General features: G+C 73.6%; 18 protein-coding genes. 11 read left to right on the top strand and 7 right to left on the bottom strand.

Translation table 11 applies throughout. From position 1 onward, the window contains the following. Positions 1–167 precede the first annotated feature (167 nt). The gene (locus AC3RJ8_RS16075; protein WP_489713551.1) at positions 168–2,201 is read left to right on the top strand and encodes a bifunctional copper resistance protein CopD/cytochrome c oxidase assembly protein; all 2,034 of its coding nucleotides are present in this window, start codon (positions 168–170) and stop codon (positions 2,199–2,201) included. 73 nt (positions 2,202–2,274) lie between these two features. On the opposite strand, the gene AC3RJ8_RS16070 is transcribed toward AC3RJ8_RS16075, so the two are convergent. Next, entirely contained in the window at positions 2,275–3,447 is a 1,173-nt protein-coding gene (locus AC3RJ8_RS16070) for an FAD-dependent oxidoreductase (protein ID WP_489713550.1), read from the bottom strand. Between the two features lie 195 nt (positions 3,448–3,642). Here AC3RJ8_RS16070 and AC3RJ8_RS16065 point away from each other — a divergent pair, with 195 nt between their 5' ends. The 4 genes from AC3RJ8_RS16065 (at position 3,643) to AC3RJ8_RS16050 (ending at position 8,984) form a co-directional block, all read left to right on the top strand. Continuing rightward, positions 3,643–5,778, top strand: coding sequence for a S9 family peptidase (locus AC3RJ8_RS16065; RefSeq protein ID WP_489713549.1), 2,136 nt, complete (start codon positions 3,643–3,645; stop codon positions 5,776–5,778). 84 nt (positions 5,779–5,862) lie between these two features. Then, a complete protein-coding gene (locus AC3RJ8_RS16060; protein WP_489713548.1) occupies positions 5,863–7,350 on the top strand; it encodes a mannitol dehydrogenase family protein in 1,488 nt (495 codons plus the stop codon). Positions 7,351–7,392: 42 nt separating this feature from the next. Next, the gene (locus tag AC3RJ8_RS16055) at positions 7,393–7,725 is read left to right on the top strand and encodes a helix-turn-helix domain-containing protein (protein WP_489713547.1); all 333 of its coding nucleotides are present in this window, start codon (positions 7,393–7,395) and stop codon (positions 7,723–7,725) included. After that, entirely contained in the window at positions 7,722–8,984 is a 1,263-nt protein-coding gene (locus AC3RJ8_RS16050) for a type II toxin-antitoxin system HipA family toxin (protein ID WP_489713546.1), read from the top strand. The genes AC3RJ8_RS16055 and AC3RJ8_RS16050 overlap by 4 nt, the downstream gene beginning before the upstream one ends. Before the next feature lie 11 nt (positions 8,985–8,995). Here AC3RJ8_RS16050 and AC3RJ8_RS16045 read toward each other — a convergent pair whose 3' ends face one another. Both AC3RJ8_RS16045 and AC3RJ8_RS16040 read right to left on the bottom strand, forming a co-directional pair. Further along, positions 8,996–9,664 (bottom strand): hypothetical protein, encoded by a 669-nt coding sequence (locus AC3RJ8_RS16045; protein WP_489713545.1) that lies wholly within the window; start codon positions 9,662–9,664, stop codon positions 8,996–8,998. 232 nt (positions 9,665–9,896) lie between these two features. Then, the gene (locus AC3RJ8_RS16040; RefSeq protein WP_407319436.1) at positions 9,897–10,853 is read right to left on the bottom strand and encodes a sugar-binding transcriptional regulator; all 957 of its coding nucleotides are present in this window, start codon (positions 10,851–10,853) and stop codon (positions 9,897–9,899) included. A 144-nt stretch (positions 10,854–10,997) separates the two neighbouring features. On the opposite strand from AC3RJ8_RS16040, the gene AC3RJ8_RS16035 reads away from it, so the two are divergent. Genes AC3RJ8_RS16035 through AC3RJ8_RS16025 form a run of 3 tightly spaced genes read left to right on the top strand, consistent with a single transcriptional unit; the run spans position 10,998 to position 14,238 of the window. Further along, positions 10,998–12,410, top strand: coding sequence for an ABC transporter substrate-binding protein (locus tag AC3RJ8_RS16035; RefSeq protein WP_407319435.1), 1,413 nt, complete (start codon positions 10,998–11,000; stop codon positions 12,408–12,410). Further along, complete coding sequence (locus AC3RJ8_RS16030) at positions 12,410–13,366, top strand: carbohydrate ABC transporter permease (RefSeq protein WP_489713544.1); 957 nt, start codon at positions 12,410–12,412, stop codon at positions 13,364–13,366. The genes AC3RJ8_RS16035 and AC3RJ8_RS16030 overlap by 1 nt, the downstream gene beginning before the upstream one ends. Continuing rightward, positions 13,363–14,238, top strand: coding sequence for a carbohydrate ABC transporter permease (locus AC3RJ8_RS16025; protein ID WP_489713543.1), 876 nt, complete (start codon positions 13,363–13,365; stop codon positions 14,236–14,238). The genes AC3RJ8_RS16030 and AC3RJ8_RS16025 overlap by 4 nt, the downstream gene beginning before the upstream one ends. Here the strand turns inward: AC3RJ8_RS16025 and AC3RJ8_RS16020 are convergent. Next, positions 14,231–14,908, bottom strand: a complete 678-nt coding sequence (locus AC3RJ8_RS16020; protein ID WP_489713542.1) for a TetR/AcrR family transcriptional regulator — start codon at positions 14,906–14,908, stop codon at positions 14,231–14,233. The genes AC3RJ8_RS16025 and AC3RJ8_RS16020 overlap by 8 nt on opposite strands. A gap of 140 nt (positions 14,909–15,048) precedes the next feature. Here AC3RJ8_RS16020 and AC3RJ8_RS16015 point away from each other — a divergent pair, with 140 nt between their 5' ends. Both AC3RJ8_RS16015 and AC3RJ8_RS16010 read left to right on the top strand, forming a co-directional pair. Beyond that, positions 15,049–17,952: an MMPL family transporter gene (locus AC3RJ8_RS16015; protein ID WP_489713541.1), complete on the top strand. Its 2,904-nt coding sequence runs from the start codon at positions 15,049–15,051 to the stop codon at positions 17,950–17,952. Then, a complete protein-coding gene (locus tag AC3RJ8_RS16010) occupies positions 17,949–20,315 on the top strand; it encodes a YhgE/Pip domain-containing protein (protein WP_489713540.1) in 2,367 nt (788 codons plus the stop codon). Before AC3RJ8_RS16015 ends, AC3RJ8_RS16010 begins: the two co-directional genes overlap by 4 nt. A 2-nt stretch (positions 20,316–20,317) precedes the next feature. Here the strand turns inward: AC3RJ8_RS16010 and AC3RJ8_RS16005 are convergent, their stop codons facing one another. Continuing rightward, entirely contained in the window at positions 20,318–20,536 is a 219-nt protein-coding gene (locus AC3RJ8_RS16005; RefSeq protein ID WP_489713539.1) for a hypothetical protein, read from the bottom strand. A gap of 127 nt (positions 20,537–20,663) precedes the next feature. Here AC3RJ8_RS16005 and AC3RJ8_RS16000 point away from each other — a divergent pair, with 127 nt between their 5' ends. Then, on the top strand, positions 20,664–21,755 hold the full coding sequence (locus tag AC3RJ8_RS16000; protein WP_489713538.1) for a chymotrypsin family serine protease: 1,092 nt from the start codon (positions 20,664–20,666) through the stop codon (positions 21,753–21,755). A 27-nt stretch (positions 21,756–21,782) separates the two neighbouring features. Here AC3RJ8_RS16000 and AC3RJ8_RS15995 read toward each other — a convergent pair whose 3' ends face one another. Continuing rightward, on the bottom strand, positions 21,783–22,502 hold the full coding sequence (locus tag AC3RJ8_RS15995; protein WP_489713537.1) for a GntR family transcriptional regulator: 720 nt from the start codon (positions 22,500–22,502) through the stop codon (positions 21,783–21,785). 7 nt (positions 22,503–22,509) lie between these two features. Continuing rightward, on the bottom strand, positions 22,510–22,962 hold the full coding sequence (locus AC3RJ8_RS15990) for a PTS sugar transporter subunit IIA (protein ID WP_489713536.1): 453 nt from the start codon (positions 22,960–22,962) through the stop codon (positions 22,510–22,512). Positions 22,963–23,077 lie beyond the last annotated feature (115 nt).

The raw sequence follows: 23,077 nt of genomic DNA, 5'->3' as shown, positions 1-23,077 counted from the left end.
ACCCTGGTCGGCGACCGGCTCGGTCGCGAGGCGCCTCGCGGCTGCCGAGCTCGAGCGCGCGGCAGATCGTCGCGCGAGAGAACGGTGCTGATGGACAGGCTCACCACGCGCCACGTCTCACACCGGGGTCGTCGAACACGCCGTCGGGCCAGCCTTAGGCTGGACGGGTGGCCCAGACCAGACCGACCTCGCGCCCCGCCGCGGTGGCGGCGTCCCGCCCGTGGTGGGTCGTCGCCGCCGGGCCGGGCGCCGTCGTCGCCGCGATCCTGGCGCTGCTCGTCGCCGGGTCCTTCTCGGGGGCCTTCGAGGCCCTGGGGACGTTCTCGGACCCCGGCGCCGTGGCCCGCTGGGGCTCGCCGCTCGCGACCGTCCTCGCCGAGCTCGGCGTCTCGGTGACCCTCGGCAGCCTGTTCGCCGCGGCGTGCCTCGTGCCGCCGGGCCGGGCGCAGGCCCGCCTGCTCGACGTCGCCGGCTGGGCTGCCGCGGTGTGGGCCGTCGCCGCGGTGGTCGAGCTCGTGCTGCAGTACGCGGTCGTCTCGGCGCTCTCGCCGACGGCGGGCAACTTCGGGGCGGGGCTGGCCCAGTTCGTCGCTGACGTGGAGCTCGGCCAGATCTCGGTCGCGATCGTGGCGCTCGCCGCGCTCACCTCCGGGCTCGCGCTGGCCGTCCGCGGTGCGGCCGCCGCCCTGTGGACGGCGCTGCTGCCCGTGGCGGCCCTGACGCTGCAGTCGACGACGGGGCACGCCGCCGGCGCGGCCGACCACTTCCTCGCGGTCGGGGCGATGTGGTTGCACCTGCTCGGCGCCGCGCTGTGGGTCGGGGGCCTGGCGGCCCTGGTCGTGCTGGTGCTGCTCCGGGACGACGGCGTCACGGCCGCGGCGGTGGCGCGCTACTCACCCGTCGCGGCCTGGTGCCTGGTGACGGTGGGCGTCTCCGGGGTCGCGAACTCGTGGATCCGCATGGAGGGGGTCGACGACCTGGCCACGCGGTACGGCGTGCTGGTGCTCGTCAAGGCGGCGCTGACGGCGGCCCTCGGGGTGCTCGGCTGGGCGCACCGGAGCTGGATCATCGGCCGGCTGGACAGCGCCCCGCGCGAGGGCACCGGCCTCGTGCGGCGGCTGTTCTGGCAGCTCCTCGCCGTCGAGCTGCTGGTCATCGGCGCGGTCTCCGGGGTGGCGGTCGCGCTCGGGTCGACCGCGCCGCCCGTGCCGGACGAGGTGCCGGTCGACGCCTCGCCCGCCTACCAGCTCACCGGCTACCCGCTGCCGCCCGAGCCCACCGCGTCCCGGTGGCTCACGGAGTGGGCCGTCGAGCCGATCCTCGCCTTCGCCTGCGTCGCGGGGGTCGTGATGTACCTGCGCTGGGTGCGACGGCTGCGACGCCGCGGGGACCGGTGGCCGCTGGGCCGCACGGTCTCGTGGTGCGCGGGCATGGTGGTGATGATCTGGACCACCAACGGCGCGCCGACCGTGTACGGGCACGTCGTCTTCAGCGGTCACATGGTCCAGCACATGACCCTGGCGATGCTGGTGCCGCTGCTCCTCGTGCTGGCGGCGCCGGTGACGCTGCTGCTGCGCGCGGTCCCGGCCCGCAAGGACGGGTCGCGGGGACCGCGCGAATGGGTGCTGGCGCTCGTGCACTCGCGGGTGGGCGAGCTGCTGGCCCGGCCGGTGGTCGCGGCGGTGCTGTTCGCGGGCGGGATGATCGCCTTCTACTTCACGCCGCTGTTCGAGTTCGCCCTGACGAACCACCTCGGGCACCTGTGGATGATCGTGCACTTCACGCTCGTGGGGTACCTCTTCGCGAACGCCCTGGTCGGCATCGACCCCGGTCCGCAGCGGCCCAGCTACCCGATGCGCCTGGTGCTGCTGTTCGCCACGATGGTGTTCCACGCGTTCTTCGGCGTCGTGCTCACCACGGGTACGTCGCTGCTGGTGGCCGACTGGTACGGCAACATGGGCCGCGAGTGGGGGTTGAGCGCCATCGAGGACCAGCAGCGCGGCGGCGGGATCGCGTGGGGCATCGGCGAGCTGCCGACGCTGGCGCTGGCGATCGTCGTCGCGCTCCAGTGGACCCGCTCGGACGAGCGCGAGGCCCGGCGCCGCGACCGTCAGGCCGAGCGCGACGGTGACGCCGAGCTGACCGCCTACAACGACATGCTGGCGCGCATGGCCGAGCGGGACGATCCGGCCGGCCGCTGACCACGGCCGAACAGGAGGTTGAGCCCGCAATGAGGGGTCGATACGGGCGCAGGTTCCTGTTCGGCGCGGCGGGTCAGAACAGCGCGTCGAGCACGCGGGGCGCGAGGCCGAGTGCCGTCGTCGTCGCCAGCCCGTCCGCGACCGTCACCGTGCGGACGCCGGGCAGCGGCTCGGTCACGACGAACGGGTCGTCGCTGCCGTGGCCCGGGGTGCGCACCACCTCCGTGACCGACCACCGGTTGCGGACCACGGGCCGCTCGGTGCCGAGCAGCGTCGTCGTCTCGCGCAGCAGCAGCTCGTCGACCTCCTCGGAGCGACCCGTCGCGTCCGCGGGGGCACGACCGTCGCCGACGACGACGGACCCGTCGGGCTGGGCGGTGAGCGTCAGGTGGATCTCGGCCGCGAGCAGGTCGGGGTGCCGGGCACGCAGCCGTTCACGGACCTCGCCGAGTGCGCGGCTGTGCAGGTAGGCGGTGTCTCGCAGGAGCGTGCTGGCCCCGACGAGCACGGGGCCGGTCGCCAGTCGCTCGGCGGCGGGGACGCCCTCGGGCAGCGGTGAGGTGACCCGCAGCATCTGGCGACGGACGGGCAGCAGCCGGTCGCCGACGTCGCCGAAGAGCTGGCCGACGTCGTGGCCCACGGCGACGACGACCCGCTTGGCGACGACCTCGCCCCGGGACGTGCGCACGAGGGTGCAGCCGCTGCCGGCGTCGAAGGTCTGCGCGGCCGTCGACCAGGCGACGTGCACCTGGGGGCGGCCCGCGAGCCAGTCCGCCGTGATGCCGAGCGCGGAGGCCGGCTCCACCCGCAGGTCCAGGGGCAGGAACGCTCCGCCGGCGGCGTCCTGCACGGGCGTGCGGTCCGCGACCTGCGGCCCGGTCAGCAGCGTGGCGTCGCCGGCCCGGGCGGCGACCAGGTCGTCCAGGACGGCGAGCTCGTCCGCGTGCCGCGCGACGACGACGGCCCCGCTCTCCCGCACGCCGAAGCCCGCCTCCCGGCCGATCTTGAGCCACCGTTCGCGGGACGCCAGCGCACAGGCGAGCGCGGTCGAGTCCTGGGTGGTGATCGCGAGGTGGCCACCGCGTCGCGCGGTGTTGCCGACCGGGCGGGGGGTTGCGTCGACCACGAGCACCGAGAGGCCGCGCGCCTGCGCCTCGACGGCGTGAGCCAGCCCGACCGCGCCCGCCCCGACGACGGCGAGGTCGACCTTGGCGGGGAGCGGTGGCAGGGCGCTGTCGTGGTTCACGTCCAGAATCTGCCTGAGCGGGCGGCCGCCGTTCAAGGCCGGAGCGGCCTGTGGACAAGGTGTTCGGCCAGTGTTCACCTACGGTTCCTCCCGGCGTTCCCGCAGGGTCGTGGTGGCGCTCCGAGCGGGGCCACGTGGGGCCGCGCGACCGCCGTCTCCACCGCGCCGGGAGCTCCGTGTGGTAGACCCGGTGAGGTGACCCAGGACACCACGCCGGATACCGCTCCGACCCCGCCCACCCCGTTCCACGACCTCGACGCCTACCTCGCGCTCGGCCGCCTCGGCGGGCTGGTGCTCAGCCCCGACGGCACCCGGCTGGTGACGTCCGTGCAGACGCTCGACCACGGACGCACGGGGTACGTGTCGTCGCTGTGGGAGGTCGACCCGGCCGGCGACCGTCCGGCCCGGCGCCTGACCAGGAGCGCGAAGGGCGAGTCCTCCGCGGCGTTCACCGCCCGGGGCGACCTGCTGTTCACCTCCGCCCGGCCCGACCCCGACGGCGCGCCGGACGATGACGCCCGCGCCGCTCTGTGGATGCTGCCGGCCGACGGCGGCGAGGCACGGGTCGTCGCGACGGCTCCGGGTGGCGTCGGCGGCGTGCGCCCCGCGCGGTCCGCCGACGTCGTGTCGGTCACGTCGCCCGTCCTGCCGTCCGCCGAGGACCTCACCGAGGACGCGGCCCTGCGCCAGGCCCGCAAGGACCTCGAGGTGGACGCGATCTGGCACACGGGCCACCCCGTGCGGCACTGGGACCATGACCTCGGCCCGGACGCGGACCGCCGCTTCGTGCTGACGCTCGACGGTCTGGCCGAGGGTGAGCGGGTCGACCTGCGCCAGCTCACGGGGGCGGGCCGACAGCTCGACGAGGCCGATGCCGCGCTCTCGCCCGACGGCGCGACCCTGGTGACCGGCTGGACCGTCGACGACCCGGGGGCCGCACGCCGCGAGACGCTCGTGGCGATCGATACGGCGACGGGTGAGCGGCGCACGCTGGTCGACGACCCGGACGCCGACGTCGGCTCGCCGGTCGTCTCGCCCGACGGGCGCTGGGTCGCCTACGTGACCTCGACGGTCACCTCGCCGTCCGACCCGCCGGTGGTGCGCGCGGGGCTGGTGCCGCTGGACGGCGGCGGCGAGCCCGAGGTGCTGGCCGACGACTGGGACCGCTGGCCCACGTCGCTGACCTGGCTCCCCGACTCCGCGGGCCTGCTGATCACGGCGGACGACGACGGCCGCGGCCCGGTCTTCCTGCTCACCTTCGACGGCGCCCCGGGCGAGGGCCCCGTGACCGTCGAGCAGGTGACGGCCGACGACGCGACGTTCACCGACGTCCGCGTCGCACCGGACGGTGCGGCGGTCTACGCGCTGCGCACGTCCTACGCCGCGCCGTCGGAGCCGGTCCGGATCGACCTGCGCGGCTTCCTCGCGTCCGGCGCGCCGGGCGAGCGTGCGGCGCTGCCCGCCGTCGTGCTCCCGTCGCCCGCACCGGCGCCGGAGCTGCCGGGCACGCTCACCGAGGTGGAGACGACGGCGCCCGACGGCGCGCGGGTGCGGGCCTGGCTGGCGCTGCCGGCAGGGGCGTCGGCGTCGGACCCGGCACCGCTGCTGCTGTGGATCCACGGGGGGCCGCTGAACTCGTGGAACGCCTGGTCGTGGCGCTGGAACCCGTGGATCATGGTGGCCCGCGGCTACGCGGTGCTGCTGCCGGACCCGGCGCTGTCGACCGGGTACGGGCAGGAGTTCGTGCAGCGCGGCTGGGGCGCGTGGGGCGACAAGCCCTACACCGACCTGCTGGCGATCACCGACGCCGCGGAGGCGCTCGACGAGATCGACGCCTCGCGGACGGCGGCGATGGGCGGGTCGTTCGGTGGCTACATGGCCAACTGGGTGGCGGGGCACACGGACCGGTTCCGCGCGATCGTCACCCACGCCTCGCTGTGGGCGCTGGACCAGTTCGGGCCGACGACGGACCACGCCTACTACTGGGCGCGCGAGATGACGCCGGAGATGGCCGCGGCGCACAGCCCGCACCGGTACGTAGGGGACATCCGGACGCCGATGCTGGTGGTCCACGGCGACAAGGACTACCGGGTGCCGATCGGCGAGGGGCTGCGGCTGTGGCGTGAGCTGCTGGCGGACTCCGGGCTCCCCGCGGCCGACGACGGCACGACGGTGCACCGGTTCCTGTACTTCCCGACCGAGAACCACTGGGTGCTCTCGCCGCAGCACGCGAAGGTCTGGTACGCGGGGGTGCTGGCGTTCCTGGCCGAGCACGTGCTGGATGTCCCGGCGGGGGAGGGGGACCGGGTGCTGCCCGTGACGCTCGGCTGACAGCCGGGGGTGCTCATATGTGAGACGCGATGGCGCTCATCTGTTACGTTGGGATCCCAGGACCCCACGGAGCAAGGACGCGCCATGACAGCACTCACCGACGAGACCGTGCAGACCCTCCGAGACTCCGCCGGGGCCGAGACGCTCGCCGTGCCGACCTACGACCGGTCCACCCTCCGTGCCGGCATCGTGCACGTGGGGGTGGGCGGGTTCCACCGGGCGCACCAGGCGATGTACCTCGACCGGCTGATGGCCCAGGGCAAGGCGCTCGACTGGGCGATCTGCGGGGTCGGGGTGCTGCCGCACGACGCACGGATGCGCGATGCGCTGCGCTCCCAGGGTGGGCTGTACACCCTGGTCCTCAAGCACCCGGACGGGACGCTCGAGGGTCGCGTGATCGGATCGGTCGTGGACTTCCTGCTCGCGCCGGACGACCCGGAGGCGGTCATCGAGAAGATGGCCTCGCCCGAGATCCGCATCGTCTCGCTCACCGTCACCGAGGGCGGCTACAACGTCCACCCGGTGACCGGGGAGTTCGACGAGTCCGACCCGGCCGTGCGGGCGGACCTCGCCCCCGGCGCCGTACCCGGGACGTCGTTCGGCCTCGTCACCGAGGCGCTGCGCCGCCGTCGGGACCGGGGGGTCGCGCCGTTCACGGTGATGAGCTGCGACAACATCCAGGGCAACGGCGAGGTCGCGCACCGCATGTTCGGCGCGTTCGCGCGGCTCAAGGACCCGGAGCTGGGGGCGTGGATCGAGGAGCACGTCCCGTTCCCCAACTCGATGGTCGACCGGATCACCCCGGTCACCACGGACGACGACCGCGCGATGGTCGCCGAGCGGTTCGGGGTCGACGACGCCTGGCCCGTGGTCGCCGAACCCTTCACCCAGTGGGTGCTCGAGGACCGCTTCGCCGACGGCCGCCCGCCGCTGGAGGAGGTCGGCGTCCAGGTGGTCGGCGACGTCGAGCCGTACGAGCTCATGAAGCTGCGGCTGCTCAACGCGAGCCACCAGGCGCTGTGCTACCTCGGCTACCTCACCGGCTACCGGTACGCCCACGAGGTCTGCGCCGACAAGGCGTTCGTGCGGTTCCTGCTCGACTACATGGAGCGCGAGGCGACGCCCACGCTGCAGCCGGTCCCCGGCATCGACCTCGGCGACTACCGGCGCACGCTCATCGAGCGGTTCGCCAACCCCGCGGTGCGGGACACGCTCGCGCGGCTGTGCGCCGAGTCCTCCGACCGGATCCCGAAGTGGCTGCTGCCGGTGGTGCGGGAGAACCTGGCCGCCGGCGGCGAGATCCACCGGGCGGCCGCCGTCGTCGCCGCCTGGGCGCGCTACGACGAGGGTGTCGACGAGCAGGGCGAGCCGATCGAGGTCGTGGACCGCCTGGCGGACCGGCTCCGGGCCGCCGCGGCGCGGCACGGGGAGGATCCGCTCGCGTTCCTGCGCGACCGCGAGCTGTTCGGCGACCTCGTGGACGACCAGCGTTTCACGGCCGCCTACCTCGCGGCGCTGGAGTCCCTGCACCGCGACGGCGCCCGGGCGACGGTCGAGCGTCTGGTGGGCTGAGCCTCGTCGTAAAGATTGATAGAACGACCATTATCTGCGAGAGTGGTGCTCGCAGCGAGCATTGGAGCACCCGTGGCTACTCGACCTCTCTCACTCCGCGTTCGCCGGTCCGCGGCTCAGCTGGGCGAGCACGTGAGCACGTGGCGCAAGCTGCAGGGACTGACCGCAGAGCAGCTCGCAGAGCGCGCGGGGATCAACCGGGGCACTCTTCGTCGGCTCGAGCACGGCGACCCCGCCGTGGGGAGCGGCGTGCTCCTGTCCGTCCTTCGTGCACTGGGGCAGCTCGACCGTGTCGTCGAGGCGCTCGACCCCTACGAGACCGACCTCGGGCGGGCGCGGGCTGACGAGACCCTGCCGCAGCGGGTGCGCCGATGAGCCGAGCAGGAGTCGTCCAGATCGACGTCCACGTGGAGCTGTCCGGCGACACTGTTCGGGCGGGCACCGCGTACATCACCGAGAGGCGTGGCACCACGTCCACGTCGTTCGTCTACGACCCCACGTACCTCGGGCGGCGCGACGCGTTCAGCATCAGTCCTGATCTGCCGGTGGCCGTCTCACGCCACCAGGTGGCAGGTCTGCCGGGCGCCGTCGCCGACACCGCGCCGGACAGGTGGGGGCGCAACCTGATCGACAAGCAGATCCGGTACCGTGCGCGGGACGACCACGCGCCCGCGACAATCCGTGAGGTCGACGACCTGCTCGGCGTGGCCGACCTGACCCGGCAGGGCGCGCTCCGGTACACGACCGCCGATGATGTCGACTTCCTCGCACCAGACCCGCACGTCCCGCGGCTCATCGAGCTGCCGAGGCTGATGCGTGCCGCCGAGCGCGTGGCCAGCGACAGCGACGACCTTGCCGAGGTCGAGCTGCTCCTCGACGCCGGGACCGGTTCCCTCGGTGGGGCGCGGCCCAAGGCGTCCGTCCGCGACGGTCACCAGCTGCAGATCGCGAAGTTCCCGCACCCGGGTGACCGTTGGGACGTCATGGCCTGGGAGATGACCATGCTCGACCTCGCCGAGCAGGCCGGCATCCGTGTACCGGGGCGTCGTCTCCTCACGGTCGACGGCCGGTCGGTCCTGGTCCTGGACCGGTTCGACCGGGACGGACGAGGACGCCGACTCGCCTATGCGAGCGCGATGTCCTTGGTCGGCGGCGTCGACGGCGCATCGTTCGACTACCTGGAGGTCGCCGAGTCGCTCGCGACCCACGGGAGCGACGTGACGGCCGACCTGCGCGAGCTCTGGCTGCGCGCGCTGTTCTTCACGACGGTCAACAACACCGATGATCACCTGCGGAACCACGGCTTCCTTCACGCGCGTGGCGGATGGCGCTTGGCGCCGGCCTTCGACGTCAACCCCGACCTGTACGACCGTGCTCCGGCCACCTCGATCGGCTTCGTCAGCGCGGATCGGGTGAGCCGCTTCGAGGCGCTGATCGACGTGGCTGCCGAGTTCGGCATGTCGGCCGCGGATGCCGGTGATGCGATGGAAGTCGTGGCCGCGGTCGTCGACCGGTGGCGCGAGGCAGCGGCCCGGAACGGGATCGGGGAGCGCGGGCAACAGCAGTTCAGGGATGTCTTCGACTCCGGCACGCGGCTCGTCCGCGAGGTGCGTGCCTCGACCCGGAGCGCCTAGCACCCCTCCTGTCACCCCGTCCGGCGGGCTGCCTTCCGTGGGTAGGGCGTCTCCCGGCTCTCCTGCTGGAAGCGATGGTGGAAGTCGCCCACCACCGCGGCGACGGGCGCGTCGCGCGCGAGGATCGTCGCGACCGTCGCGGGGGCGTCCTCCGGGAGGTCCCCCTGGGCGCAGGCGCGCACGAACGCCCGCCGTTCGTCGCCCTGGTACCCGTACATCGCGACGGCCAGCCAGTTCACCAGGTACGTCGCGGCATAGTCCCGGTCGTAGGCCGCGTGCTCGTCGACGAACGCGATCTCCTCCGTCGCGAGGTCGAAGCGCGAGGAGATCGCCAACCCGTAGTCGGCGAGGTAGAGCCGGTGGCCGTCGGTCAGGATGTTCTCGAAGTGGGTGTCCAGGTGCAGCAACCCGCGGCCGTTCATGAACGACACGCCTGCGCTCAGCTCGTCGTCCACCCAGGCGAGGGCCTGCTCGTCGGCCTCGCCGCCGGCGTCCATCCGGGCGCTCAGCCAGTCGTGCAGGGTCTGCGGGATGTGCTCCAGGAACAGCAGCAGGCTCGCGGACGACCCCTGCAGGTCCTCGATCCGCCGGCGCACCGCCGGTCCGCCACCCCAGTAGGTGACGGCCCGGTCCACGTCGACCAGCTCCTCGGGCAGCGGGTGGCCGCCGTCCGGCAGCACCCGTCAGAGCGGACGTGCTCCGGCTGCCGTTCGAGGTCGGTCAGGCGCACCTGCTTGACGAAGACCGGCGTGCCGTCGACGTCCAGCCGGAGGGTCTCTCCGCCGATGCCGGCACCGATCGGCACGGCGGCGTCGACGAGCTCGCGCAGCCGGTGGTCGCTGCACAGCGACAGCGCGGTGGCGACGGCGCCGTGGGTGGCCAGGCGAGCGCCTCGGGTCCTGTCGGCCGTGGTCACGGCGTGCCGGCGGGCGGGTCCGCCAGCAGGCGCTCGAGCTCGACGGCGGCAGCGTCGTCCATGACGAGCACGGAGGCGATCCCGCCCAGGACGGCACCGCGCAGCCCGGCGGCGGCCTCGGTGCCGTAGCCGATCGCGATCACCTCGGGGGTGCGGACGAGCTGGTCGAGCGTGACGCCCACGACCCGGGCGTCCAGCGGCGTGACGACGGCTCGGCCACGGGAGTCGAAGAGCCGCCCGGAGCACTCCGCGACGGCGCCGTTCTCGGTCGCGGCGCGTCGTTCGGCGTCGGTCACCTGGGGGTGGACGGTCGACCCGGTGGAGTTCCACGCCCCGATCGACACGACGGCGAGGTCGAGGCGGTCGGCCCGGTCGAGCGCCGCCGCGATCTCCGGCTGGTGCCGCATCCCTGCTGCCGTGGCCGGGTCGCCGACGAGCAGGGGGGACCAGACCGGCCAGGTGCGCACGCCCTCCATGCTGGTGAAGCGCTGGATGAGCTCGAGCGAGTTGCCGCTGCCGTGCACCGGGAGCGCACCGACGAGCTGGACGACGTCGCAGGGCGGCAGCGTCCCGAGCGTGCGGACCGCCGCCTCGATGGTCCGGGACCACGAGACCCCGACGGTCGTGCCGGCGCGGACCCGGGCGGCGACGATGCGTGCCAGCTCGCGGGCGAGCAGGTCGCGGGTGCTGTCCCGGTCGGCGCCCCCCGGGACGATCACGACCTCGTGCGCGCCGAGGCGTTCGGCCAGGAGCCGCGCGCGCCCCGCGTCGAGGTGGGCCGGCGCCGCGATCTCGATCTGCACCACACCGCTCTCCCGGGCCTCGGTGAGCAGGCGGGCGACCTGGAAGCGGGAGATCCCGCGGTGCTTGGAGATCTCCACCTTGGACCGACCGTCGAGGTAGTAGTCGGTGCTCACCTCGACGAGGAGGCGGAGGTGGTCGGGATCGGTCACGGGTCCTCGTCTCTCCTCGCGGCGACGCTGGGCGAGAGTTTGAGCGGATGGCCTTGCTCACGTGAGCATATCGGACTATGGTCGCTTCAGATGAGCAGCAAGGTTGCTCTCAGATGAGCGAACCGTCTCGACGTGAGGACAACGATGTTCCGACCATCCGGCGCGCGACGCCGACCTGACCGACGGACAGCGCCCGGTGCCGTCGCCGCGGCCACGGCGGTCGCCCTCGGACTCGCCGGGTGTGCCGGCGCAGGTGCCGTCGGCGGCGACGGTGAGCAGATCGTCGTCGCGATCGTCTCCAACCCGCAGATGCAGGACGCCATCTCCCTGCAGGACCACTTCCGTGCCGAGCACCCCGGCATCGACGTCCGGTTCGTCAGCCTCCCGGAGAACGAGGCGCGGGCGAAGATCACCGCGTCCGTCGCGACGGGCGGCGGCGAGTTCGACGTCGTGATGATCTCCAACTACGAGACGCCGATGTGGGCCGAGAACGGCTGGATCGAGAACCTCCAGCCGTACGCCGACGCCACCGAGGGCTACGAGCCCGACGACTTCGTGCCCAGCGTCCGGGAGGCCCTGTCGGTGGACGGAGACCTCTACTCGGTGCCGTTCTACGGGGAGTCGTCGTTCCTCGCCTACCGCCAGGACGTGTTCGACGAACGGGGCCTGGAGATGCCCGAGCGTCCCACGTGGGACGACGTCCGCGACCTCGCCGCCGAGCTGCACGACCCGGCCCGGGACTTCTCGGGCGTCTGCCTGCGCGGGCTGGCCGGCTGGGGCGAGGTCATGGCCCCGATGGGCACCGCCATCAACACCTTCGGCGGGCGCTGGTTCGACGAGGGCTGGAACGCCCGCCTCGACAGCCCCGAGGTCCGCGAGGCGGTCGAGACGTACGTCGACACGGTCCAGCGGTACGGGCAGCCCGGGGCCGCGACCTCCGGGTTCGGTGACTGCCTCACCCGGTTCTCCCAGGGCAACGCGGCCATGTGGTACGACGCGACCTCGATGGTCTCCAGCGTCGAGGACCCGGCGTCGTCGAACGTCGCCGGCGACGTCGGCTACGCCCCGGCCCCCGTCAGCGAGACGGACGCGGCCGGGTGGCTCTACTCCTGGTCGCTGGCGATCCCGTCGACGTCCGAGCACAAGGACGCGGCGTGGGACTTCGTGTCCTGGATGACCGACCAGGACTACATCGAGCTCGTGGGCGAGGAGCTGTCCTGGGAGCGGGTGCCGCCGGGGAGCCGGCTGTCCACCTACGAGCTGCCCGAGTACGCCGAGGTCTCCGCGGCCTACGCCGACGCCACGTTGCGCTCGATGGGCGAGGCGACCCAGGACAACACGATGGTCGAACCCGTCCCGTACCCGGGCATCCAGTTCGTGGGCATCCCGGAGTTCCAGGATCTCGGCACGCGGGTCGGCCAGCAGATGTCGGCCGCGATCGCGGGGCAGCAGACCGTCACCGAGGCGCTCGAGCAGTCCCAGTCCTACGCCGAGACCGTCGCCGAGACCTATCGGGACGAGGCCGACGCCGCAGCCACCACCGACGGAGGCTCCTGATGACCACGCTCACGACCCAGGCGGCGAGCGCGCGCCGCGCGCAGGAGCAGCGCGCCGCGCGCGCCGAGCACACGATGAGCCGCGCCGAGCGCTGGCGCCGCCGGGGACCGCTGCTGCCGGCGCTGCTCTTCACGATCGTCGTCACGCAGATCCCGTTCCTCGTGACGATCTGGTACTCGCTGCACTCGCGCAACCTGCTGCGCCCCGACTCCGACCTGTTCGTCGGGTTCGCCAACTACGGGGACATCGTCGGCGACTCGACGTTCCGCGGCGCGGCGGTGAACTCGGTCGTCATCACGCTGGGGTGCGTGCTGGTCGCGATGGCCCTGGGCATCGTGCTCGCGCTGCTCCTCGACCGGCCGTTCCGCGGGCGGGGCGTGGCCCGGACGTTGCTCATCACCCCGTTCCTCATCATGCCCGTCGCGAGCTCGGTGCTCTGGTCGATGGCGATGCTCAACCCGACGTACGGCCTGTTCAACTGGACGCTGGGCCTCGTCGGGATCGACCCGGTGGACTGGACGTCGACGTACCCGATCGTCGCGATCCTCATGGCGCTCGTGTGGCAGTGGACGCCGTTCATGATGCTGCTCGTCCTCGCCGGCCTGCAGGCGCAGCCGAAGGACGTCCTCGAGGCGGCGTCGGTCGACGGCGCCGGCCCGTGGCGCACGTTCACGTGGATCACGATGCCGCACCTGCGCCGCTACGTGGAGCTGGGCGTGCTGCTCGGGATCATCTACGTGGTCAACACGTTCGACCAGATCTACCTCATGACGGCGGGCGGGCCCGGCACGGCGAGCGCCAACCTGCCCTTCTACATCTACCAGCGCGCGTTCCTCGGCTTCGACGTGGGCCAGGCCGCCGCGATGGGTGTGGTCGTCGTGATCGCGACGATCTTCGTCGCGATGGCCGCGCTGCGCCTCATCTTCCGCAGCTTCGACGTCAAGGAGCGCTCATGACCACCACCGCACCGGCCCCGACCTCCTCACGGCCCGCCGCGCCCGGCGGTGCGCGGCGTCCCCGCCGTCGGACCACGGGCACGCTCCTGACGGCTCTCACGTGGATCCTGGCCATCGGGTTCTTCTTCCCCGTCGCCTGGATGGCGATGACGGCCTTCAAGCAGGAGAGCCAGGCGTCGTCGAACCCGCCCACGTTCTTCTTCGAGCCCACGCTCGACCAGTTCCGCGCCGTCGTCGGCGAGTCGGGCACCTACGTGGCGAACTCCCTCATCGCGACCGGGTTCTCGACGATGCTGGTGCTGCTGCTCGGTGTCCCGGCCGCCTACGCCCTGTCGATCCGGCCGGTGGAGAAGGTCGGCGACGTGCTGTTCTTCTTCATCTCGACGAAGATGCTGCCGGTCGTGGCGGTCATCGTCCCGATCTACGTCATCGCGGGCCAGCTGAAGGTCCTGGACAACATCTGGACCCTGGTGGTGCTCTACACGGCGATGAACCTGCCGATCGCCGTGTGGATGATGCGCTCGTTCCTCCAGGAGGTGCCCGCCGAGGTCCTCGAGGCGGCGTCGGTCGACGGTGCGGGGCTGCTGCGGACCATGCGCTCCGTCCTGCTGCCGATGGTCGCGCCGGGCATCGCCGCGACCGCGCTCATCTGCGTGATCTTCGCGTGGAACGAGTTCTTCTTCGCGCTGAACCTCACCGCCTCGCAGGCGGCCACCGTGCCGCTGTTCATCGTCTCGACGATGACGAGCGAGGGTCTGTTCCTCGCCCGGCTGTGCGCCGCGGCCCTGCTGGCCTCGTTGCCGGTCATCATTGCCGGGTGGATCGCTCAGAAGCAGCTCGTGCGCGGTCTGTCGATGGGCGCCATCAAGTAGCCGACCGGTCCTCCCGCGGGGCGAGGAGCAGGTCGACGAGGGCCTCGAGGCGACGGGCGGGCGCAGGCGCGGGTTCGTCCGCGCCGCCCGTCGACCGTTCGAGGAGGTCCGTCCGTCCGGCGGCGTCCTCGGCGGACATCAGCAGGTCGACGGCCGTGGGCATGTCCACGACGAACCGGAGCCCCAGGCTGTCGAGGATGCGCTCGAGCACGGCGCCCACCTCTGCCCGGATCCGCCGGTGCTCCGTCAGGTAGAGCTCGGCCACGGCGGGGTCGCGCAGCGCGAGGAGCTCGAACTCGGCGGCCACCAGGCACCACTGCCGGCGCGCCCCGCCGTCCGGTCGGACGGCCGCCATGACGGTGCCCAGGGAGGCGCGGAACCCCTCCGGCGTGGCCAGGCTGTCGGCGTCGAGCGTCTCGACGGCCTGCTCGAGCGCCCGGAGCTGACGCTTGGCGTCGCGCTGCATGAGCGCGAGGAACAGCTCCTCCTTGGAGGCGAAGTTGGAGTAGAACGCACCGCGCGTGAAACCGGCCGCCTCGCAGACGGCCTCGATGGAGGTCGCCTGCATCCCGACCTCGGCGAACACGTCGAGCGCCGCGTCGAGCAGGCGCTCCCGGGTGCGCTCACGGCGCGGGGAACGCACGCTGGTGGCGTGCTCGGTGGTGGTCACGGCGGGTCCTCCTCGGTCTGGCGGTAGACCCACTCTAGCCAATACACCGCTGTATCGGATACGTTTCTGTATCGGATACAGTGCCGTATCGGATCGTTCGTCGATCGACCACCCGTCCCCCCGGCACCCGGGAGCATCCTGTGTCCTCCGTCCTGTACTCGCTCGGCCGCTGGGCCGTGGGCGCGCGCCGCCTCGTCGTCATGGCCTGGCTCGGGATCCTCGTGGTCACCGGGGCGGGTGGCGCCTTCGTCTTCCAGGGGTTCGACAACTCCATCACCATCCCGGGGACGGAGTCCCAGCAGGCGCTCGACCAGCTCTCCGCGACGTTCCCCGAGGTGAGCGGCTCCTCCGCCCAGGTGGTCGTCGTCGCGCCCGACGGCGGCTCCGTCCAGGACGACGCGGTCCGCGGCCCCGTCGAGGACGCCGCCGACGAGATCGCCGACCTCGACGAGGTCGCCGCCGTCGCGACGCCCTACGACGAGCAGGCCGCGTCCCCGGTCAGCGACGACGACACGGCCGCGATCGTCACCGTCCAGCTCGACGGCGACTCGATGTCGGTCAGCGACGCCACCAAGGACGACCTCGCCGAGATCACCGACGAGCTCGCGGCGGCGCTGCCCGCCGGGTCCCAGGCCGAGCTCGGCGGCGAGCTCTTCGCGACCGAGCTGCCGCACCTGAGCATCGTCGAGGTCGTCGGCGTCGTGGTCGCCCTCATCGTGCTGCTGTTCACCCTGGGCTCGTTCGTCGCCGCCGGGTTGCCCCTCGTCAACGCGCTGCTCGGCGTCGGCGTGTCGATGCTGCTGCTCCTCGCCGCCACGGTGTTCGGGCCGATCAACTCCACGACGCCCATGCTCGGACTGATGCTGGGGCTCGCCGTCGGCATCGACTACGCCCTGTTCATCGTCTCCCGGCACCAGGAACAGCTCCGTGACGGGCTCGACGTGCGCGAGTCCGTCGCCCGGGCGACCGCCACGGCCGGGTCGGCCGTGATCTTCGCCGGGCTCACCGTCATGATCGCCCTGGTCGGCCTCGGCGTCGCGGGCATCCCCTTCCTCAGCGTCATGGGCATCGCCGCCGCCGCCGCCGTCGGCATCGCCGTGCTCGTCTCCCTCACTCTGCTGCCCGCGCTGCTCGCGATGGCCGGCGACCGGCTCCGTCCTCGCCCGCGGAAGCGCCGCGCCTCGCGCCGCGCCTCGCGCCGCGCCTCGCGCCGCGCGGAGCGAGCCGGCCAGGAGACGGCGCCCGACGGCGGCACCGAGCACAACCGGTTCTTCGCGGGCTGGGTCCGCGGCGTCACGAAGGCCCCGGTCGCCACGGTCGCGATTGTCGTGGTCGCGCTCGGCGCGCTCACGCTCCCGGCGGCGAACCTGCGCCTCGCGCTGCCCGACGCCGGGTCGCTGCCCGAGGACTCCTCGGCCCGCCAGACGTACGACCTGGTCAGCGATCACTTCGGCGACGGGTTCAACGGGCCGCTCATCGTCACGGGCTCGATCATCACCAGCACCGACCCGGTCGGGCTCATGGACGACCTCGCCGCGGAGATCGAGGACCTGCCCGGCGTCGCGGACGTCCCTCTGGCCACCCCGAACCCGTCGGCGGACACCGGCATCATCCAGGTGGTGCCCGAAGGCGCGCCGGACTCCGAGGAGACCAAGGCGCTCGTCGCCGAGATCCGGTCCCTGCACGACCACTTCCTCGACGAGTACGGCGTCGACTTGGCCGTCACGGGGTTCACCGCCGTCGGCATCGACGTCTCGGACAAGCTCGGCGACGCCCTCGTGCCCTTCGGGCTCGTCGTCGTCGGCCTGTCGCTGCTCCTGCTGACCATGGTGTTCCGCTCGGTCTGGGTCCCGGTCAAGGCGACGCTCGGTTACCTGCTGAGCGTCGGCGCCGCGTTCGGCGCGGTCACGCTCGTCTTCGAGGACGGCGTGTTCGCCGAGGCATTGAACGTCACCCGGCTCGGCCCGGTGATCAGCTTCATGCCGATCATCCTCATGGGTGTGCTGTTCGGGCTCGCCATGGACTACGAGGTGTTCCTCGTCTCGCGCATCCGTGAGGACTACGTGCACAACGGCGGCCGGGCACGCCAGGCGATCCTCACCGGCTTCCAGGGGTCCGCCAAGGTCGTCACCGCGGCCGCGATCATCATGTTCAGCGTTTTCGTCGCGTTCGTGCCGGAGGGCGACATGACGCTCAAGCCCATCGCCCTCGGGCTCGCCGTCGGTGTCGCCGTCGACGCGTTCGTCGTCCGGATGGTGCTCGTGCCCGCGGTCCTCGCGCTGCTCGGCGACAAGGCGTGGTGGATGCCCCGCTGGCTGGACCGTGCCCTGCCGACCTTCGACGTCGAGGGCGAGGGCCTCGCCAAGGAGCTGCGGCTCGCCGCGTGGCCCGGCACCCGCCCCGACGGCCGGGCGGACGCCGTCGTGGTCCGCGACCTCGAGGTCGCCGGCCCCCGGGGACCCGGGCGCGGCGAGCCCCCGCTCGTCGGCCCGGTGAGCGTCCGCGTGCCCGACGGCGGCACCCTCGCCGTGCACGGCGACGCGGCCGCACCGGTGAACGCGTTCCTGCTGGCCGTCGCCGGCCGGCTGCGCCCCGACGCAGGCGTGGCGAAGGTCGCCGGCCTGGTGCTGCCCGAGCGCGCGCCGGCGGTGCGTTCCCGTGTCGCCGTGGTCGACGCCGTCCAGGAGGACGGCGACCCGGCCGCCGCGGTCACCGCCGCCGTCCGGCAGGGCGCCACGATCGTCGTCGTCGACCGCACCGACGTCGTCGCCGACCGGCCTGCGCGCGCGGCCCTCGCGACGGCCCTGTCCGGCGCGCACGCCGCCAACGCCACGCTGCTGGTGGGAGCCACCGGCGTCGTCGCCACCGACCTGCTGCCCGCCGACACCGCCGTCCTCGACGTCGGTGCCGGATGGGGCGCCGCCGCGACGCTGCACGGCGGTGACGAGCCACCACCGGTGCCCGAGCACGACCCGACCGGCGGCACGTCGCACGCCGGGACCACCGAGACCACCGACGCCACCACAGAGGAGGTGCGGGCATGAACCGCGTCACGCAGAACCCCTGGACGATCGCGCTCGTCGCGCTCCTGCCCGTCCTGGTGCTCGGCATCCTGCTCGCGGCGCTGTGGAACCCCATGGACCGCCTCGACACGGTGCCGGCCGCCATCGTCAACGAGGACGAGCCCGTCGAGGTGGACGGCCAGACGGCGCCCCTCGGGCGGCAGCTCGCCGCCGGGCTGGTGGACGGCGGCACCGAGGACGCGGAAGGCTCCGACGTCAACTACGACTGGACGATCACCGACGCCGAGCACGCCACCGACGGGCTCGCCGACGGCACCTACGCCGCCGTCGTCACCATCCCCGAGGACTTCTCCGCGGCGGCGACGTCGTTCGGCTCCGAGGACGCCGACGACGCCCGCCAGGCGACGATCGACATCGCCACGCCGCCCGGCGGACGCGTGGTCGACGACGCGCTCGCCCGGGTCGTGGCCACGACCGCGACCTCGGTCATGGGCTCGACCCTCACGGAGACCTACGTCGACAACGTCCTCGTCGGCTTCAACACGCTCTCCGAGGGGATCGGCGAGGCTGCCGACGGCGCCGGCGAGCTCGCCTCCGGGGCGGGCGACGCCGCGTCCGGTGCGGGCGACCTGTCCGACGGCGCGGGGCAGCTCGCCGACGGTGCGGGCGAGTACGCCGCGGGCGTGGGCCAGGCGGCGTCCGGCGCGGATGAGCTCGCCGGTGGCGCCAGCCAGTACGCCGCCGGGGTGGGCGAGGCCGCCACCGGTGCGGACCAGCTCGCCGACGGTGCCGGCGAGCTGGCCGGTGGTGTCGCCGGCCTGGCCGACGGCGCCCGGTCGCTGTCCGACGGCGCCCAGCAGGTCGCCGACGGTGCGACCGGCCTGGCGGACGGTGCGCAGGAGAGCGCCGCCGGTGCCGGGCAGCTGGCCGGTGGCGCGAGCGACCTCGCGGACGGCGTCGACCGTGTCGCCGGAGGTGCGGACGAGCTCGCGACGGGTCTTCAGCAGCTCGCCGAGCGGGCCGGCGGGCTGCCCGAGCAGACCAGGACCTCCGCCGACACGGTGCAGGGGCTCGCCGACGGGCTCGCCTTCGCGATGGCGTGCGAGGCAGACCCGAGCACGCCCGGTTGCGAGCAGGCGCCCTCCGTCGGCGACATCCAGTCAGGCCTGCAAGAGCTGGCGACCGGCATGGAACAGGGCGTCGGAACGCCGGGCAGCGCGACGAGCGACCCGACCGGCTCCTATGCGCTGACCGAGGGGATCGCCGCGCTGAGCGCCGGCGCCGACGAGCTGGCGGCGGGCACCGACGGCCTGGCGACGGGCGCTGACGAGCTCGCGACGGGGACCGAAGGTCTCGCCGGCGGCCTCGACGAGCTCGCGTCGGGCGCGGACCAGGTCGCCACGGGCGCCTCCGGGGTGGCGGACGGGGCCTCCGGCCTGGCGGACGGTGCCGGACAGCTCGCCACGGGTGCGTCCGGGGTGGCGGACGGGGCCTCCGGGCTCTCGGACGGCGTCTCCCGGCTCGACACGGGTGCGCAGGGACTGGCCACGGGTGTCTCGCAGTTCGCCGCCGGTGTCGACCAGCTCGACGCGGGGGCCCAGGAGCTGGCCACGGGCACGGAGGGTCTGGCGGACGGAGCCTCCGGGCTGGCGGACGGCGTCGACCAGCTCGCGTCGGGCACCGACGACCTCGCCGACGGCCTCGTCGAGGCCCAGGAGGGCATCCCGACGTACTCCGACGGCGAGCGGGAGAACCTCGCGAGCGTGGTGTCGGCACCGGTGGCCGCACCGGGGGTCGACGACCTGTCGACGGGTGCGACGGGCCCGCTGTTCGCCGTCGTCGCGCTGTGGCTCGGAGCCCTGGGCATGCTCACGGTCTTCCCGCCCGTGGCGGCCCGCGCGCTCGGGTCGACGCGGTCCGCCCTGCGGCTGACGCTCGACGCCCTCGCGGTGCCGGCCGCGGTCGGTGCGGGCACCGGGGCCGTGGTCGGCGCGATCCTGGCCGGGGTCGAGGGACTGTCGCCGGTCGGCTGGGTCGGCTCGATCCTGCTCGGCGCGCTGGTCTCCGTGGGCTTCGTCGCCGTCCACCTGGGCTTCCTGGCCTGGCTGGGGAACGTGGGCCGGGGCATCAGCCTGCTGATCGCGGTGCTCATGATCGGCACCGGCGTCGTGGCCACCGTGCCCGACGTCCTCGTCTCGGTCGCGGACGCCCTGCCGACCGGAGCGGCACGGGACGCGCTCGCCGCCGCCGTCCTGCCCGAGGTCGGCGGCCTCGGCGGGGCGACGACCGTGGTGGTGCTGTGGGGGCTCGTCGGCCTCGGTCTCGGTGTGGGGGCCGCCGCGCGGGCGCGCCGGACCCGGGTCGCCGCGCTGCTGCGCGCCTGACCTCAGCAGTGCGTGCGCGGGTGCTCCGTCACGAGCCGCCGCGCACGCACGCTGCCGTCGTCCGTGGCGTCGTGCCACCGGGCCACCAGGGCAGCGTCGGCCTGCCAGCGCGCCCCTTTGTCCAGGTGAGCGACCTGACGGTAGGCCAGGAGCGCCGCGAGGTCGTGGTTCAGGGCCCAGTCGACCGCGGAGCGGACGTCGTCGATCGTCGGATTCCTCATCACTTGCTTGAGAGGGGCGAGAGGGCGTTTCGTGACGCGGAGCGGGTGAAATTTCTCGACCGCCGTGCGGATGTCCTGTCGGCGTGCCGCACCGGTGCCGCTCGCCCGGGCACGTCAGACTCCCACCATGGACCTCACGCATGCCCGCGAGACGAAGGCGCAGCTCGCCGACTACGCCCGTGACCTGGCTGAACGCTACGGGGCGGCGGTCGGCCCTCTGCTGGCCGACGGCGGCGCCGACACCGCGGTCCGGGCCCCGACAATCGCGATCGGCATCGCCCCGTCCGCCGACCCCGGGGAGTTCGAGATCGCTGTGCGCTACCGGCTCGGCGTGCCCGCGGCGCGCGCCGTCGTGCGCAAGGTGGTCGCGGAGGCGGGCGAGGCTCCGGACGTGCGCCGCACCGGCCGGATCCGCCGGCTCGGACCGGGACGCCGGGGGAGTGTGCGGGCGGACGTCCTGCAGCCGCAGCCGCCGGTCGCCACGGCCCAGGCCGTCGGGGAGACGGGCCGCGTCCGCCCGTTGCGTCCCGGGGTGTCGGTCGCGCACGTCGACGTGACGGCGGGGACGCTGGGCGGGTTCGTCGTCGCTGCGCCCGGCACGGACTCCGGCACGGCCCCGGGTACCGTCGTCCCGGTCCTGCCGGGCGGGCCGGACGCGCTGTACGTGCTGTCGAACCGTCACGTGCTCGACGGCGTCCCGGGCGACGGGGTCCTGCAGCCCGGCCCGGCGGACGGCGGGACGGACCCCGACGACCGCGTCGGCACGGTGGCCGCCGTCGTGCCCCTCGCGCGCGGCGAGCGGGCCTCGGTCGACGCGGCGCTCGCCCTGCTCGACGACCCGCAGGTGGACCTCGACTACCCGGTCGGTCGCATCACGACGACGGCGGCCGCGGTGCCGGGCGACACGGTCGAGAAGATCGGTCGCACCACCGGGCACACGCACGGCCGCGTCTCCGCGATCGAGATGGACGACGTGCTGGTCGGGTACGGCCCGGAGCTCGGGGTGCTGGCGTTCGACGGCCAGATCGAGGTCGAGTCGACCTCGACGGGGCCGTTCTCCCGCGGCGGTGACTCCGGATCCCTCGTCTACCGGTCCGACGGCGTCGCGCTCGGGCTGCTGTTCGCCGGCTCGGAGACCGGGGGGACGGGCGGGACCGGGCTGACCTACGTCAACCCGATCGACACGGTGCTCGACGCGTTGGGCGTGCGGCTGCGCTGATCGCGCCCACGGCGTGCCCCGGGCCGCTCATGCCCACCGAGGCACGGGGGAGCGGGCCTCGCCCAGGGGCACGAACACGCTGTACCGGTCGCCGCGGTAGCTGAACCGCGAGTGGATGAGCGGGATGTCCTCGGCGTACGTGCGGCGCTCGATGCGCATGACGGCGTGGGTCGTGCCCATCGCCAGCAGCCGGCGTTCGTCGGCGGTGGCGTCCGCGGCCGTGATGGTCTCCTCGCCGCCGGTCGGGAGGTGTCCCCGGTCGCGCAGCGCCTGGTCCAGGGACTCGGGCACGCCGTCGTCGAGGAGGTCCGGCGCGAGGGCGGCCGGGATCCAGGCGTCCTCCACGGCCCACGGCTCGCCGTCGGCGGTGCGGACCCGCAGCACCCGGTGGGCGGGGTCCCCGACGGCGAGCGCCAGCAGCTCCGCGACGGCGGCGGGGCACGGGGTGGTGCGAGCCTCCAGCACGTGGGAGGCCGGCGTCATGCCGCGGCGGCGCACCTCCTCGCCGAACGTCGTCAGCCGCATCTCCAGGTCGGCGCGCGGCGGTGCGACGAACGTGCCGCGCCCCTGCGAGCGTTCGAGGACGCCCTCGATGACGAGCGCGTCGATCGCCTGGCGCACGGTGGTGCGCGAGACGCCGAGCTGCCGGGTCAGGGCGCGCTCGGACGGGACGGCGTCGCCGACGGCGAGCTCCCGGGCGACGAGGTCGGCCAGGTGGGAGCGGACGGCGAGGTACTTGTGCGCCATCGACGTCTCAGCCGTCGACCCGGAGCAACGGGTCGCCGGCGGTGACCACGGTGCCGGGGGCGGCGACGAGGTGCACCGTCTCCGGAGCGGCCTCGAGCACGACGACGGGGCACACCGCGGCGAGCCCGGCGGCGCGGACCGCCTCGGGGTCCCACTCGACGAGCGGGTCGCCGGCGCGGACCGTGGCCCCCTCGGTGACGCGGACCGAGAACCCGTCGCCGGCGAGGCGCACGGTGTCGACCCCGAGGTGGACGAGCACGGCGGGCCCGTCCGGCACCTGCACCACGCAGGCGTGCGGGTGCAGCTTGACCACCGTGCCGTCGACGGGGGAGACAGCGGTGCGGCCCACCGGTTCCACGGCGGTGCCCGGGCCGACCATCCCCTCGGCGAAGACGGGGTCGGGGACGTCGGCGACGGGGACGACGGTCCCGCTGACGGGGGAGCGGACGGAGAGGGGCATCGGACTCCTGGAGGTACCTGCGGCGTGCCGGATATTGACACAGGGTGCCGCATCGGCCACTGTGCGAGCCAATGGTCCCGTGCGCACGCCGGACGGCGCGGCGCCGGGCGGACGG

The sequence above is a fragment of the Isoptericola sp. MSGPD8_1_ISO-PGPR-S23-394 genome (assembly GCF_058072785.1).
This window is presented reverse-complemented; position numbering and strand designations above follow the sequence as displayed.

Coding starts and splice junctions, on each gene's coding strand:
- AC3RJ8_RS16060 (WP_489713548.1), top strand. CDS start 5,863: ATGACAGCACTCACCGACGAGACCGTGCAGACCCTCCGAGACTCCGCC.
- AC3RJ8_RS16000 (WP_489713538.1), top strand. CDS start 20,664: ATGGACCTCACGCATGCCCGCGAGACGAAGGCGCAGCTCGCCGACTAC.
- AC3RJ8_RS16025 (WP_489713543.1), top strand. CDS start 13,363: ATGACCACCACCGCACCGGCCCCGACCTCCTCACGGCCCGCCGCGCCC.
- AC3RJ8_RS16035 (WP_407319435.1), top strand. CDS start 10,998: ATGTTCCGACCATCCGGCGCGCGACGCCGACCTGACCGACGGACAGCG.
- AC3RJ8_RS16010 (WP_489713540.1), top strand. CDS start 17,949: ATGAACCGCGTCACGCAGAACCCCTGGACGATCGCGCTCGTCGCGCTC.
- AC3RJ8_RS15995 (WP_489713537.1), bottom strand. CDS start 22,502: ATGGCGCACAAGTACCTCGCCGTCCGCTCCCACCTGGCCGACCTCGTC.
- AC3RJ8_RS16005 (WP_489713539.1), bottom strand. CDS start 20,536: ATGAGGAATCCGACGATCGACGACGTCCGCTCCGCGGTCGACTGGGCC.
- AC3RJ8_RS15990 (WP_489713536.1), bottom strand. CDS start 22,962: ATGCCCCTCTCCGTCCGCTCCCCCGTCAGCGGGACCGTCGTCCCCGTC.
- AC3RJ8_RS16050 (WP_489713546.1), top strand. CDS start 7,722: ATGAGCCGAGCAGGAGTCGTCCAGATCGACGTCCACGTGGAGCTGTCC.
- AC3RJ8_RS16030 (WP_489713544.1), top strand. CDS start 12,410: ATGACCACGCTCACGACCCAGGCGGCGAGCGCGCGCCGCGCGCAGGAG.